Here is a 14,139-nt window from a genome sequence, read left to right as displayed (position 1 = left end):
TATGTTTATTTAACTCTATCCTTAAACAATGGGCTAATCTGCCACACTGTCTTAAGAATGATTTTCAGATCAGTCAGGATACTTTGGCTTTGTATGTAAAGAAGGTTGAGTTTCAGTTTTTCCGGCATAAGATAATGTATATAGGTCTCTTCAGGATCAGGGGAATTTCCAAGGATATCACTTTCCCTGATGAACTGAAGTGATGCATAATCGGTGAGACCAGGCCGGACAGAGAGGATTTTCTTCTGTTCTTCATCATATAATTCAACATATTTGCGCACTTCAGGCCGAGGACCTACGAAGCTCATATTTCCCGAAAGGATATTAAAAAGCTGTGGAATCTCGTCGAGTTTATACTTCCGGAGCGTTCTGCCGGCACGAGTAATACGGGCATCGCCGGAACCTATAGTGAGCAATCCTTTTTCAGAGAAATCCGTGAACATAGTCCGGAATTTTAAAATAGTAAAGTCTCTGTTATTCTTTCCGACACGGCTTTGCCGGAAGATGACACCTCCCGGGGAATCCAGAATAATATAAAGGGAAATCAGAACCATCAGGGGTGATAATATAATGATGAACAGAACAGCCAGAACAAGGTCAAAAATTCTTTTCATCATTCTTTTATTTTTTTATTACCTGTTCTACAGATTTCCTGACTGCCCGCACCACAATATCCAGTTGTTCATCTGAGAGGTCATAATAGACAGGCAGGCTGATTACCCTGGAGTAGTTGTCGAAGGCGACAGGGTAATCTGTGATAGTGTATCCGGCCGATTTATAATAGCTCATCATGGCCAGCGGGATGAAATGGACATTGACAGCTACCCCGTTATCAAAAATCCTGATGATGATCTGGTCTCTTTGCTGCTCATTCACACCCTTGATCCTCAGCAGGTAAACGTGGAAGGAAGATGTCCTGCTATCTGTTTCATAGAGGGGTAGCTGGGCCCATTTGCAGGTGGAGAACATACGGGAATAAAAATCAAATATTTCCTTGCGTCTCACCAGCATGTCTTTATCATATCGTTCCAGTTCAATCAGTCCGATAGCTGCCTGAATATCGGTAAGATTGCATTTATAACCAGGTTCTATGATATCGTACCGCCAGTTGGCTGTGCCGAATTTCGCCAGGGCATCTTTGGTTTGGCCATGCAACGATTTAATTGCCAGCTCTTTGTACAGATTTGGATGATCAAATTCTTCACCCAGGTTAAGGCAAATGGCACCGCCTTCGGCTGTGGTAAGGTTTTTAACAGCATGGAACGAGTACACGCTCACATCGGTGAGAGCGCCTGTCCGCTTGCCCTTGTAAACGGCGCCTACACTGTGTGCAGCATCGGACAGGATCAGTATCCTGCCGAGTTTTGTCTGAATATCATTACCGGGATTAAACTTTCTCCTGACTTTGTCACTTCTGACCAAGGCATTGATCTTATCGTAATCGCACGGGAATCCGGCCAGATCGACAGGCATAATGACCTTTGTCCGCGTGGTGATGGCATTTTCAATATTTTCAACAGTGATATTGAAATCTTCGCCGCAATCGACCAATACAGGTTTAGCACCACAATGGATGACGACATTGGCTGTAGCGGCAAAGGTGTAAACAGGAACGATGACCTCATCGCCTTCCTTCACGCCAAACCAGCGCAACATAAGTTCCAGTCCGGCTGTACAGGAGTTGACACACAGGGTGGCTTTATGCCCGCCATATTGTGTCAATTTCTGTTCGAAGAGCTTAACCTTGGGCCCTGTTGTTATCCATCCGGAGCGAAGAGTATCAACGACGGCGTTGATGATTTTCTGATCAATGCGTGGTGGCGAAAATGGGATCATAACATATAAGTTTGTTTATCTGTTGTAAGCTTTCAGAAAGCGGATTACATTATCTTCCACTCTTTTAAAAACATCAGTGACATCAGATCTGACAAATTTTTCACCGGTTATACTCTCATATAATTCAATATACCTTTCAGAGACCTGGTTCACAAAACGGTCATCCATTTCTGGTATCTGTTGTCCTTCCCTGCCCTGGAAGCCGTGGTCCATGAGCCATTCACGGACAAATTCCTTTGAAAGCTGTTTCTGAGGTTCACCTGCACGCAGCCGGTCTTCATAGCCTTCCTTGTAAAAATAGCGCGATGAGTCGGGTGTATGTATTTCATCGATAAGGTAAATCCTGTTGCCGGCCTTGCCGAACTCATATTTTGTATCGACCAGTATCAAACCCATTTTATCGGCCATTTCAGCACCCCTGCGGAAGAGTGCCAGTGTATATTTTTCAAGTTGTGCGTACTCTTCTTCCGGCACCAGCCCACTCCGGATGATCTCTTCACGTGATACATCCTCATCATGGCCAATTATGGCTTTGGTGGTGGGAGTAATGATTGGTTCCGGAAACTTTTCATTTTCTTTCATGCCTTCAGGGAGGGCAACACCGCAAAGGCTGCGTTTTCCGCTTTTATATTCCCGCCAGGCATGGCCGGCCAGATAGCCACGTACGACCATCTCCACTTTAAAAGGCTGGCAAATCCTGCCGAAGGTAACCATGGGGTCGGGAATGGCTATTTTCCAGTTGGGGAGGATGTCCTCGGTGGCATCGAGGAATTTTGTTGTGATCTGATTGAGCACCTGTCCTTTATATGGGATTCCCCGCGGAAGGACTACATCAAACGCCGATATACGGTCGGTAACGACCATCAACAGGTATTGATCATTAATATTGTACACATCCCTTACCTTACCAGTATAAAGATTTATCTTATCAGGCAAAGAAAAATTTGTTTTTATCAATGCATTTCTCATGACAAATAACACGTTTGTTTTTATCTTTTTATTATTGATTTTCGGAATGATAGGCTTTAAGTATGCGCGACACCAACTTATGGCGTATGATATCGGATTCATCAAGCACGACGATGGCAATACCTTTTATATTGGCCAGAATTTTGGTGGCATGCACCAATCCTGAGGGCTGATTGCCGGGCAGGTCAATTTGAGTGATATCGCCGGTGACGATAAATTTGGCTGACTTACCCATGCGCGTTAGGAACATCTTCATCTGGGGTTTAGTGGCATTCTGTGCTTCGTCGAGGATGGCAAAAACATTGTCGAGTGTACGACCGCGCATGAAGGCCAGCGGGGCTATCTCGATAGTTCCATCTTCCATATACGCCAGGAGTTTCGGGGTGGGCAGCATATCCCTGAGAGCATCATACAAAGGCTGCAGGTAGGGATCGAGTTTATCTTTCAGGTCGCCGGGGAGGAATCCCAGGTTCTCGCCGGCTTCGACAGCAGGACGGGTGAGAATGATGCGCTTCACTTCCCTGTTCTTCAATGCCCTCACAGCCAGCGCCACAGCCGTATATGTTTTGCCGGTGCCGGCAGGGCCGAAGGCAATAACCAGATCATTCTTTTCACTGCTATCTACCATCTTTTGCTGGTTTGCTGTGCGGGCTTTTATCAGCATGCCATATCGCCCATGAACGAGAATATCGCTGGTATCTATGCCTGCGGCATAGGACTCTCCCTCTTCCCCACTGAGAATCTGGAGTATATCATTTTCAACCAGCCTGCCGAACTTTTCGAAATGAAGAAGCAAAAGTGAAAACTTATCTTCAAAATTATTAATCTCGCTCTGCTCACCCATGACTTTGATAAACTCACCCCTGACAATGAACTTAAGTTTAGGGAAGTTCGCTTTTATCAGGTTCAGATTTATATCATTCACTCCATAGATATCAAGGGCACTGTAAGATTCGATACTAAAAACTTTTTCAGTCATAAAGTAAGGTGAGAATAAAATTTGTAACTTTGGCTTTCACAAAAGTAAGGGATTTTTTTATCTTCCGAAAAGTTTATCTGAATAACGCGATATTATGCCTGTTATCACGCTCACTAGCGACTGGGGGCTGAAAGATCCCTATCTGGCAAGTGTAAAAGGTACCATTCTGACCCAGCTACCAGATGCCACTATTGTTGACATCTCGCATAATATTGCCCCTTTCGACCTGAACCAGGCCTCTTTTATCATCAGGAATTCATATAAAAGCTTCCCGCTGAACAGTATTCATATTCTGAGTATAAATCCTGAAGCATCTATTCAAACGCCGCACACGGTCGTAAGACATGACGGGTATTTCTTTATCGGGGCGGATAATGGCATCTTTTCGCTGATCTTCGATAAAGAGCCCGAGCAAATCGTCGAAATTGACATCTTCCAGGATTCTGATTATTTTACTTTTCCCACACGTGATGTGTTTGTCAAGGCTGCAGTTCATATTGCCAAAGGTGGCCGAATAGAGGATTTGGGAACGGTCAAATCCTCCGTCAACAAGTTCTATACCTTCCAGCCTGTAGTGGATAGTCAGGTTATTAAAGGCAAGGTGATGTATATTGATGCTTTTGAGAACCTGATCACCAACATTACTGAGACGCTTTTCCGCAGTGTCGGAAAAGGCAAAAAATTTCAGATATCCTTTCGTACTCCAGGTTACAACATCATCTCCATCAGCAAATCATACAGTGATGTCCCCGAGGGAGAGATGCTGGCCATATTCGGCTCAACAGGTTTCCTGGAAATTGCTATGAACAAAGGCAATGCAAGCAGCCTGCTGGGAATGGAAATCGACGATATGGTCCGTATCGAATTCAGTTAAGATTAATGTTTATCTTTGCCACCTGTTTTAAGGAAATAATCAGCACACCTCCATGTTCACGTTATTTAAGAAAGAGGTCAGCAGTTTTCTCAGCTCGCTCATAGGGTATGTTGTCATTGCCGTTTTTTTGCTGGTCAATGGACTATTTCTATGGGTTTTCCCTGTGGAATTCAATATCCTTGATTTCGGCTATGCCACACTCGACGGATTATTCATCATCTCGCCATTTGTATTCCTTTTCCTCATTCCAGCCGTGACCATGCGGTCATTTGCTGAAGAGAAAAAAAGCGGTACAATTGAGCTGCTGCTCACAAAACCTCTGTCGGATTTACAGATTATCATGGCAAAATACTTTGCCGGACTGCTCCTGGTTATTATTTCGCTGCTGCCGACGTTGATCTATCTGATTTCAGTTTATCAGCTAGGGTTGCCAAAAGGAAACATGGATATGGGCGGAACATGGGGATCATATATAGGATTGCTTTTCCTTGGGGCTTCCTTTGTCGCTATCGGTCTGTTCGCCTCATCCCTGACAGATAACCAGATCGTCGCTTTTATCCTGGGTGTTTTCCTTTGCGGTGTGATGTATATCGGATTTGACCTGATCTATCCCCTGTTGATTTTTGGGGAAATAGATCTGTTTATCAAATCCATGGGAATAAATGCCCATTATTCGGCTATGAGCCATGGCGTGATTGATACGCGGGATGTTTTGTACTTTTTAAGTGTGACAGGCATTTTCATTCTGCTCGCCAAGGTTTCACTGGAAAGCAGGAAATGGGACAGGGCTAAGATTAAAACAACAGTTGAAGGGTGATTTTATAATGATGGGTAAAAAAATCAGAAATATCAGGCAAAATAATATCATCCAGCTTGTCATGGGATTGATCATCATTATTTTACTGAATATCATCGGCCAATATATATTTACCCGTTTTGACCTGACATCTGAAAAGAGGTACACACTTACACCGGCCACTAAAGATCTGCTGCGGAATTTAGATGATGTGGTTTACTTCAAAATATATCTGGAAGGGGAATTTCCGGCAGGTTTTAAACGGTTAAGCCGTTCAACAAAAGAGATGCTGGATGAATTCAGGGCATACAGCAACAAGATCCAATACGAATTCATCAATCCGTCGAAGGTGGGCAATGCAGGAGAAGTGAGGAGTTTTTACCAGGAGCTGATAAGGAAAGGATTGAATCCTACCGACCTGACAGTCAAGACCAGTGACGGCACATCGCAGCAGATCATTTTCCCGGGTGGTTTAGTCACCTATAAATCGCGTGAAATACCAGTTCAGTTTCTTCTGTCGCAGATGGGACAAACACCGGAATACATATTAAACAGTTCTGTGCAGAATCTTGAATACACGCTTTCCAGTTCCATCCGGAAAGTGACAATCGAGTCAAAGCCCTCTGTAGCATTTATCGAAGGTCATGGGGAACTTAAAGCACCCTATGTCTATGATATTACCAATGCACTGAAAGAGTTTTACACTGTTGAAAGGGTGAAGATCGACGAAAAGATTAATAGTCTGACACAGAGAGATTCGGCCGGAACAGGTCAGTTCATCGTAAAAAACAAATACAAGGCCATCATCATTGCGCAGCCTGACTCTGCCTTTTCGGAGAAAGATAAATTCATTATTGACCAGTTCATCATGCGTAGCGGTAAGGTGCTCTGGCTTATCGACCCGGTGTATGCCAGCATGGACAGTCTTGAAAACTCCAACCTGACGATGGGTCTGGCCATGAATCTCAACCTCGACGACCAGCTTTTCACGTATGGTGTACGGTTAAATCCTGATCTGGTGCTCGATCTCAACGCCTTACCCATTCGCATTGTCACCGGCATGATTGGTGACCAGCCGCAGATAGAGTTTCTGCCGTGGCCATTTTTCCCTGTCATAACCCCGACCGGTGATCATCCTATTATCAAGAATCTCAATGCCCTCATGACGCACTTTGCCAGCAGTCTTGACACAGTCGGGGCAAAAGGCATTAAAAAAACCATATTGCTTACGACGTCTCAATATTCACATAAACTTCAGACACCTGTGCTGATAAGCCTGGATATGCTCAAGGAGGAGCCCGATCAAAAGCAGTACAGTGAACAGTACATCCCCATAGCAGCATTGCTGGAGGGTGAATTTCAGTCGGTATTCAGAAATCGTATTCCGCCTGAAATACGCGATAATCCTTTAATTGACTTTCATGACATAAGTCCGCCCAATAAAATGATCGTGGTGGCCGATGGAGATATTATCCTGAATCAAATGCATATGACACAGGGGTATCCCCTGCCGCTTGGCTTTGACCAGTATACGCGGCAGACGTTCGGCAACAGGGATTTTATAATGAATGCCATGAATTATCTTTGTGATGATTCAGGGAGTATAGCTGCCAGGACCAGAGAGGTGAAACTCCGGCTGCTCGATAAGACAAAAATCAGTGACGAAAAAATCACCTGGCAACTCATTAATATACTGATACCAATACTTCTTGTCGGTGTAATGGGTGTTGTACAGTATTTAATAAGGAAAAGAAAATATTCACGTTGAAAGCAAGTGTAAAGACCGACACTGCAACCATTAAACTTAACTGCAAGACATTAAAACTACAGGCATAGCTATCAACATTCGGACAGATCTTTTACCAACATTCAGTAAAACTAAAAAAGCCAAATTTACCCACTACACCAAGACGATAAAGCGGTATAAAATCGTAAATTAGCATCTTTAATAGTTGACAGAGAATTTTAATGAAGTTATTAAAACAGACACCAAAAAAAGCACTTAAAGCATTCTTAAAGCAAAGACCTTTGAGAAGCGAAATAGATGTTTTCAAAACCAACCTCATTACTTTGCTTGACAAGATTAGCGTTATTGAAAACCGACCTAAAGACGAAAGCGAAGAACATTTAAAAAACGACCTGCGTGACTTTTTGCGTGACACCTATTACAAGGACACTAACGCTATAAACACCAAAGACAAGAAAGATTTAGTAATTCATTTAGGCAAAACCACCGACAGCGAAGTTGGCGTTATCATTGAAGCCAAAAGACCAACAAACATTAATGAAATGGTCTCGGGTGACAACCCAAACAAAAAAGCACTTCACGAATTAATACTTTACTACTTAGACGAGAGAAACAAAGTTGGCAACAACCAACTGAAACAACTTGTAATAACCAATGTAAACGAATGGTACATTATAGACGTAAACCATTTTGACAAACATATTAACCGCAATAAGCAAATAAATAAACTATACGAAACAAAAATCAACGATAAAAAAGACAATCCGTTCTTTTATGAGGAAGTTGCTAAAATAATTGAGAAAATAGATGTTGAAATACCTTGTGTTTACTTTGACATAAGGGAATACGACACCATTTTACGGAACAACAAAAAGGAAGATGACCGGGAATTAACAGCATTGCAAAAAATTCTTTCGCCACAGCATCTATTAAAAATTGTAACGCCAAACGACAGCAATTCGCTTGACGAAAGGTTTTACAAGGAATTGCTTCATATAATTGGTTTAGAAGAAGCAAAAGAAGGAGGTAAAAACATTATAATGCGAAAGTTAGAAAACAAAAATCCTGCTTCGCTTATTGAATCAACAATTGATGCAATTCTTACCGAAGATTCATTACATCGCTTACCTGACCAGACAATCTATGGAGAAGCAGAAGAAGAACGGATTTTTAATATTTCGTTAGAGCTTTGCATTACCTGGATAAACAGAATTTTATTTTTAAAATTATTAGAAGGGCAATTAGTCACTTATCATCCTGGAAACAAAGAAAAATACCTTTTCCTAAATAGTGCTATAATAAATGACTTTGACGAATTGTTTAAACTTTTCCATAAAGTGTTAGCTGTAAACCTGAAAGACAGAACTGAAGCTATAATAGGCAAATTCAGCCAAGTTCCTTACTTAAACAGTTCGCTTTTTGAAATTAGCGAATTGGAAGACCAAACCATAAAACTTAATTCGCTTGACAATGATGGACAACTTGAATTAATAAACACAACCATTCTAAAAGATATAAAAAAGAAGGCAGACAGGCTGCCTACGCTCGAGTATCTTTTTAAATTTTTAAATGCTTACAACTTTGCAAGTGAAGGAACAGAGGATGTTCAGGAGGATAACAAAACCATTATCAATGCTTCGGTTTTGGGTAAAGTGTTTGAAAAAATTAACGGGTACAAAGACGGTTCTATTTTTACCCCCGGCTTTATTACCATGCATATGTGCAGGCAAGCAATCCGACTGGCTGTAGTCGAAAAGTTTAACGAAGCCTTATCCAAAAACGGAAAAAATCTTTTCGACAAATTTGAAGATGTAAAAAACTACACTCGACGGCTATATAAAACACAGGATATTTTAAGAGCCAATGAAATAATTAACTCACTTCGTATTTGCGACCCTGCGGTAGGTTCAGGACACTACCTGGTTTCGTCGCTCAATGAAATTATTTGTATTAAAGCCGAATTGGGGATATTGGCTGACGAGCATGGTAACAGCATAAGCGGTTATGAAATTGAAATTATAAACGACGAACTCATTATTACCGATCCTAAAGGCAATAGTGTAGAGTATAAATTGCAAAATGGCAAACCTGTAAGTAAAGAAATGCAGCATCTGCAAAAAACACTCTTTCACGAAAAGCAAACCCTTATCGAAAACTGTTTGTTTGGTGTTGATATCAATCCAAACTCGGTAAAAATCTGCCGTTTACGTTTGTGGATCGAACTATTGAAAAACGCTTACTATAAAGAAGAAACCGACTTTTTGGAATTGGAAACACTTCCCAATATTGACATCAATATAAAATGCGGAAACAGTTTATTGAGCCGTTTTCCATTAGATGCTGATTTGAGTAAGGCATTGAAAAGCATAAAGTATGATATAAAAGCATACAGAGGTTTTGTAAATGAATACAAAAACGAAAAAAACCGTGAAGTAAAAAGAGGTTTGCAAATAATAATTGACACCATTAAAAGCGACTTCCGCACTAACCTTGACGACCCGTTTAAATTAAAAATTTCGAAAGCAAGGGGTGAAGTACTAAATGTTATGAGCGACCTGAACCGAAAACAACAATGGGGTGAAAAAATACCTAAAGAGCTAAAAGACAGACTTGATAAGGCATCAAAAAAATTAGTAAAGTTGGAGGCTGAAAAAGAAGCTATAATTAATAATGCCATTTATAAAAACGCATTTGAATGGCGTTTTGAGTTCCCAGAAGTGCTGAATAACAATGGAGACTTTGAGGGCTTTGATTTAATTATTGGAAATCCACCATATATTAAAGAGGATGCGAATCGTGATGCTTTTAATGGACTAAGAACAAAAGAATGCTACCAAGGTAAAATGGATATTTGGTATTTGTTTGGTGATTTAGGGTTGAAACTATTAAAACCAAATTACAACCTGTGTTATATTGCTACAAATAACTGGGTAACAAACGCAGGTGCTTCAAACTTTAGAAACATTGTTATAAAAAACAACCAAATAATTAATCTTACTGATTTTGGAGCGTATATGATTTTTGAAAACGCATCTATTCAAACAATGATTATGCTTTTCAAGAACAATCAAGAAGCCGACAACTATGCTTTTGATTACAGAAAATTAGAAGGCGAAAAACTAAGCCAAGAAAACGTTTTAAATTTACTTACTGGATTGGAGACAGAAAACACAATTTTACTTTTCCCAAAAATCAGTAAAGAAATTTTGCTAAATAAGCCATTGACTTTTAATACTGATAGAAACTCTGAACTGCTTGATAAAATAAAAGCAAAACATAATTTTTTTCTTAGAGAGAAAGCAAATAGAGATTTAGAACTACAAGCGGAAGTTGGTTCAGGAATTGATGTTCTTCAAGATTTTGTTAGTAAAGCGAATTGTGAAAAGCTAATTGGAAAAGCAAAAGTTGGTGACGGAGTTTTTGTTTTAAGTCAAATTGAATTTGACAATATGAGGTTCAGCAAAAAAGAAAAAGAAATAATAAAACCGTATTACACAACAGAGCAATTACAAAAATATTCCGGCCATCCTGAAAACCAGTATTGGATACTTTACACAAAATCAGACATTGGTAAACTCGACAAGGAAACAAAAAAGATTCCGATAAATGATTATCCCAAAATCAAAGAGCATTTGGATAAATTCAGGAGCATTATTACTTCGGATAATAAACCCTACGGTTTACATAGAACAAGAGAACAACATTTATTTGAAGGTGAAAAAATATTTGCCCTAAGAAAATGTCCAAATGAACCTCGTTTTACATATACAGATTTTGATTGTTATGTTTCACGGGCATTTTTAGTAGTTCAAAGCAATAGAATAAATCTAAAATATTTAACTGGTTTACTCAACTCAAAACTGATTGCTTTCTGGCTTCATAAAAAAGGCAAAATGCAAGGCAATGCTTATCAATTAGATAAAGAGCCATTACTTGAAATTCCTATTTATAAACCAACAGATTCAGAAGCCAATAAAATTGCGACATTGGTTGATAAAATAACTGCTCAAAAACAACAAGGCATTGACAGTACAGAAAACGAAAGAGAAATAGATGAATTGGTTTATAATCTTTATGATATTACATCGGAAGAACAAAAAATAATTGAAGGGAATTGAAAAAGTTAAATTAACTCTAAATTTGAAAGGTAATAGATGAAAGAGGAAATTAATATAGCGGTAAACCATGAAGTTCTTGTTTGGGCAAGAGAAGCTATAGTATTGAACCGAACAAATGCATCTGAAAAAACCGGAATATCAGCAAAGCGTTTAATTCAATTGGAAGAAGGAGAAAAACAACCAACATTAGACGAATTAAAGGAACTTTCAAAAGCTTATAAAAGAACTATTGCAACTCTATTACTGACTAAACCTCCAAAGGAAAAGCCACTTCCAACCGACAGAAGAACTATTGACTCAAAAGATTTAGGAAACTTTCACGAAAAAACCATTATGGCAATTCGTAAAGCCCGGGCACTTGTTGTTTCATTAGTTGAACTAAAACAAGATGCCGACATTGCAATTCCCCGTTTCCAATACAAAGCATCAATACAAGCTAATCCTGCAACAATAGCAAATAAGCTACGCAAAGAATGGAATTTAGGCGAGATAAGACAATTGGAAAATATCAATTATGCTTTAGAGGCATATATTGAAAAAGTGGAATCGTTAGGAATTGCAGTTTTTCAATTGAGTTTAACTCAAGACCAGTTGAGAGGATTTTCAATGGTGGATGAAATTGTGCCAATAATTGGAATCAAAAGGGGTGGAGAACAAGCGTCAGCAAAAATTTTCACGCTATTTCACGAACTCGGTCATATACTATTAACTGACGGTGGGTTGTGCGATTTAACAGAAAACATCAATCAGCAGATTGAAAAATGGTGTAATGCTTTTGCGGCTGAAATACTAATTCCGACATCTGAACTTTTGCAAATGAATATTGTAATAGAACAAAAGTCAAAAGGAAAAAAGATGTGGGCAAAAAAAGATTTGATTGAATTGGCAAATCATTTTCACGTTGGTCCATTGGCTATTTTAAGAAGTTTGTTAGAAAACAAACTTACAACTCTTGAATATTACAAGGACAGGCATCAAGCCTGGAATAAACCAACATTCGGCAGAGCAAAAAAACCGGAAGGAAGAAACATTGCAAAAGAAACAATTAAAGAAAAAGGTAGAACATATATCTCTCTTGCATTTTCAGCATTTGACCAAAATAGAATTGACCTTAAAGACCTTTCAGATTTTTTGGGAGTGAAGCTTTCATACATTCCCAAAACTCGTCAATTGTTAAATGCTTAGAAAATGCAATTAGATTTTAATCAGGGAAATATTATTTATGTGATTGATACAAGTGGTTTAATAATGCTTGAATCAACTTTTAAATATGACAACCCAGTATTCATTGCTATTTGGGAAGAAATTGAAGAATTAATCAAACGAGGTCGTTTCAAAACAATTGATTTTGTTGAAGATGAAATAAACAATTACGAAGGCAAGCAAGATTTTTTAATGAAATGGATGAAGAAATGGAAAAAGCTTTTAGTTGTCCCGACAGATGCTGCAAGTATAAACGCAGCTATTCCAATAATTAATGAGGAATATAACTCAGGATTTTTTGATGCAAAAAAACAGGCAGAAGGAAAAGAAGAAGCCGACCCTTATTTGATTGCATATTGCAAAACTCACAATTGTGTATTGATAACCAATGAGAGTAAAGTAAAACCAAACAGAATTCCAGGCGTTTCAGCAAAAAATGGCGTAAAGTGTATTGATATAAATGATTTTTTAATAGAAAGAGAATTGAAAATGGAAAGAAAGAAGAAATAACCCAGTACAATACTATGAAGAAAAACACCATCATATTTATTATAACCATTGTCCTGGCAATCATTGCTGTCACACTGATCATCACCAGCTCGAAAAGCACTATAAGGCGTGAATTGAAAGATTTTGCCGTCGATGACACTTCCAATGTGTCAAAAATCTTTCTGACCGATAAGAACAACAGGAATGTTTTATTGGAGCGGCAAAGTGACGGATCATGGCGACTGAATGGAAAATATAAAGCCCAGCAGGAAAGTGTTGACCTGTTATTAAAGACTATGCTGAATCTGGCTATTTTGGACCCTGTGCCACAGTCAGCCCTGAATACCACAATAAAGCTTCTGGCTACAGGCTCCATAAAAGTAGAGATTTATCAACAGGTTTACAGGATTGACCTGTTCAACAGGATCAGGCTTTTCAGGCATGAAAAAAAATCGAAGACTTACTATGTCGGGCATGTCGCACAAAACAACATTGGCACATACATGCTGATGGAGAACTCTGAAGTACCTTTCCTGGTCTATCTGCCGGGATTAAGGGGATTTGTCCAGTCAAGGTACAACACACGGGAAAAAGACTGGCGCGATCATCAAATCTTTGCCAGCAAACTGCAGGACATACAATCGGTGGAGGTTGAATTTGTTGAAAATCCCAACCAGTCATACAAGGTCGTGAATCATGACGACAGACTCTTCTCACTCATATCTTTGGCTGATAAAAAAGAGATACCTGACTTTGATACCAATAAGGTGGTGAATTTTTTGGCTTCCTTTGCCAACATACGATATGAAGCCCTAATTGTCGACATGTTCCCCAGCCGTCGTGACTCGATCATTGCCAACCTGCCGTTTCATGTCATCACGCTTACCGAAAAATCAGGTAAAAAGTTTGTCGTAAAAACTTTTCACAAACCAGGAGTGCCCGGTGAGATCGATTATAAGGGTAATTCTTTGCCATACGATATAGACCGGTTTTATGCACTCATCAATGATGGAAAAGATTTTGTCCTGATTCAATTCTATGTCTTTGATAAAATTACCAGACCCGTCACATATTTCAAACATTCATCATAAAGATGCACAATGTGGCATCAAGCTCAATGTAAAATCG

General features: G+C 39.5%; 11 protein-coding genes. 7 read left to right on the top strand and 4 right to left on the bottom strand.

Going from position 1 to position 14,139, the window contains the following annotated elements:
- Positions 1 to 5 precede the first annotated feature (5 nt).
- Genes NT175_10970 through NT175_10955 form a run of 4 tightly spaced genes read right to left on the bottom strand, consistent with a single transcriptional unit; the run spans position 6 to position 3,784 of the window.
- Positions 6 to 614: a sugar transferase gene (locus NT175_10970; GenBank protein MCX6235219.1), complete on the bottom strand. Its 609-nt coding sequence runs from the start codon at positions 612 to 614 to the stop codon at positions 6 to 8.
- 7 nt (positions 615 to 621) lie between these two features.
- The gene (locus NT175_10965; protein MCX6235218.1) at positions 622 to 1,836 is read right to left on the bottom strand and encodes a DegT/DnrJ/EryC1/StrS aminotransferase family protein; all 1,215 of its coding nucleotides are present in this window, start codon (positions 1,834 to 1,836) and stop codon (positions 622 to 624) included.
- A 15-nt stretch (positions 1,837 to 1,851) separates the two neighbouring features.
- A complete protein-coding gene (locus NT175_10960; protein MCX6235217.1) occupies positions 1,852 to 2,805 on the bottom strand; it encodes a phosphoribosylaminoimidazolesuccinocarboxamide synthase in 954 nt (317 codons plus the stop codon).
- 31 nt (positions 2,806 to 2,836) lie between these two features.
- Complete coding sequence (locus NT175_10955; protein MCX6235216.1) at positions 2,837 to 3,784, bottom strand: PhoH family protein; 948 nt, start codon at positions 3,782 to 3,784, stop codon at positions 2,837 to 2,839.
- 94 nt (positions 3,785 to 3,878) lie between these two features.
- On the opposite strand from NT175_10955, the gene NT175_10950 reads away from it, so the two are divergent.
- The 7 genes from NT175_10950 to NT175_10920 all read left to right on the top strand — a co-directional run bounded on the left by NT175_10950 (position 3,879) and on the right by NT175_10920 (position 14,102).
- The gene (locus NT175_10950; GenBank protein MCX6235215.1) at positions 3,879 to 4,658 is read left to right on the top strand and encodes an SAM-dependent chlorinase/fluorinase; all 780 of its coding nucleotides are present in this window, start codon (positions 3,879 to 3,881) and stop codon (positions 4,656 to 4,658) included.
- 52 nt (positions 4,659 to 4,710) lie between these two features.
- Positions 4,711 to 5,475 (top strand): gliding motility-associated ABC transporter permease subunit GldF, encoded by a 765-nt coding sequence (gene gldF / locus NT175_10945; GenBank protein ID MCX6235214.1) that lies wholly within the window; start codon positions 4,711 to 4,713, stop codon positions 5,473 to 5,475.
- A 7-nt stretch (positions 5,476 to 5,482) separates the two neighbouring features.
- Positions 5,483 to 7,222 (top strand): gliding motility-associated ABC transporter substrate-binding protein GldG, encoded by a 1,740-nt coding sequence (gene gldG / locus NT175_10940; GenBank protein ID MCX6235213.1) that lies wholly within the window; start codon positions 5,483 to 5,485, stop codon positions 7,220 to 7,222.
- Between the two features lie 200 nt (positions 7,223 to 7,422).
- On the top strand, positions 7,423 to 11,319 hold the full coding sequence (locus NT175_10935; GenBank protein MCX6235212.1) for an Eco57I restriction-modification methylase domain-containing protein: 3,897 nt from the start codon (positions 7,423 to 7,425) through the stop codon (positions 11,317 to 11,319).
- A gap of 36 nt (positions 11,320 to 11,355) precedes the next feature.
- Entirely contained in the window at positions 11,356 to 12,504 is a 1,149-nt protein-coding gene (locus tag NT175_10930) for an XRE family transcriptional regulator (protein ID MCX6235211.1), read from the top strand.
- Positions 12,505 to 12,507: 3 nt separating this feature from the next.
- Positions 12,508 to 13,032, top strand: a complete 525-nt coding sequence (locus NT175_10925; GenBank protein ID MCX6235210.1) for a DUF4411 family protein — start codon at positions 12,508 to 12,510, stop codon at positions 13,030 to 13,032.
- Positions 13,033 to 13,046: 14 nt separating this feature from the next.
- Entirely contained in the window at positions 13,047 to 14,102 is a 1,056-nt protein-coding gene (locus NT175_10920) for a DUF4340 domain-containing protein (protein MCX6235209.1), read from the top strand.
- Positions 14,103 to 14,139 lie beyond the last annotated feature (37 nt).

The organism is Bacteroidota bacterium, from assembly GCA_026391695.1.
Classification (GTDB): domain Bacteria; phylum Bacteroidota; class Bacteroidia; order Bacteroidales; family JAGONC01; genus JAPLDP01.
Note: the sequence above shows the minus strand (reverse complement) of the source record. Positions and strands in the feature narration are given on the sequence as shown.

Bases quoted from the DNA above. Each gene is read 5' to 3' on its own strand.
- NT175_10925 (MCX6235210.1), top strand. From the start codon at position 12,508: ATGCAATTAGATTTTAATCAGGGAAATATTATTTATGTGATTGATACA.
- NT175_10960 (MCX6235217.1), bottom strand. From the start codon at position 2,805: ATGAGAAATGCATTGATAAAAACAAATTTTTCTTTGCCTGATAAGATA.
- gldF (MCX6235214.1), top strand. From the start codon at position 4,711: ATGTTCACGTTATTTAAGAAAGAGGTCAGCAGTTTTCTCAGCTCGCTC.
- NT175_10920 (MCX6235209.1), top strand. From the start codon at position 13,047: ATGAAGAAAAACACCATCATATTTATTATAACCATTGTCCTGGCAATC.
- NT175_10935 (MCX6235212.1), top strand. From the start codon at position 7,423: ATGAAGTTATTAAAACAGACACCAAAAAAAGCACTTAAAGCATTCTTA.
- NT175_10930 (MCX6235211.1), top strand. From the start codon at position 11,356: ATGAAAGAGGAAATTAATATAGCGGTAAACCATGAAGTTCTTGTTTGG.
- NT175_10950 (MCX6235215.1), top strand. From the start codon at position 3,879: ATGCCTGTTATCACGCTCACTAGCGACTGGGGGCTGAAAGATCCCTAT.
- NT175_10965 (MCX6235218.1), bottom strand. From the start codon at position 1,836: ATGATCCCATTTTCGCCACCACGCATTGATCAGAAAATCATCAACGCC.
- gldG (MCX6235213.1), top strand. From the start codon at position 5,483: ATGATGGGTAAAAAAATCAGAAATATCAGGCAAAATAATATCATCCAG.
- NT175_10970 (MCX6235219.1), bottom strand. From the start codon at position 614: ATGAAAAGAATTTTTGACCTTGTTCTGGCTGTTCTGTTCATCATTATA.
- NT175_10955 (MCX6235216.1), bottom strand. From the start codon at position 3,784: ATGACTGAAAAAGTTTTTAGTATCGAATCTTACAGTGCCCTTGATATC.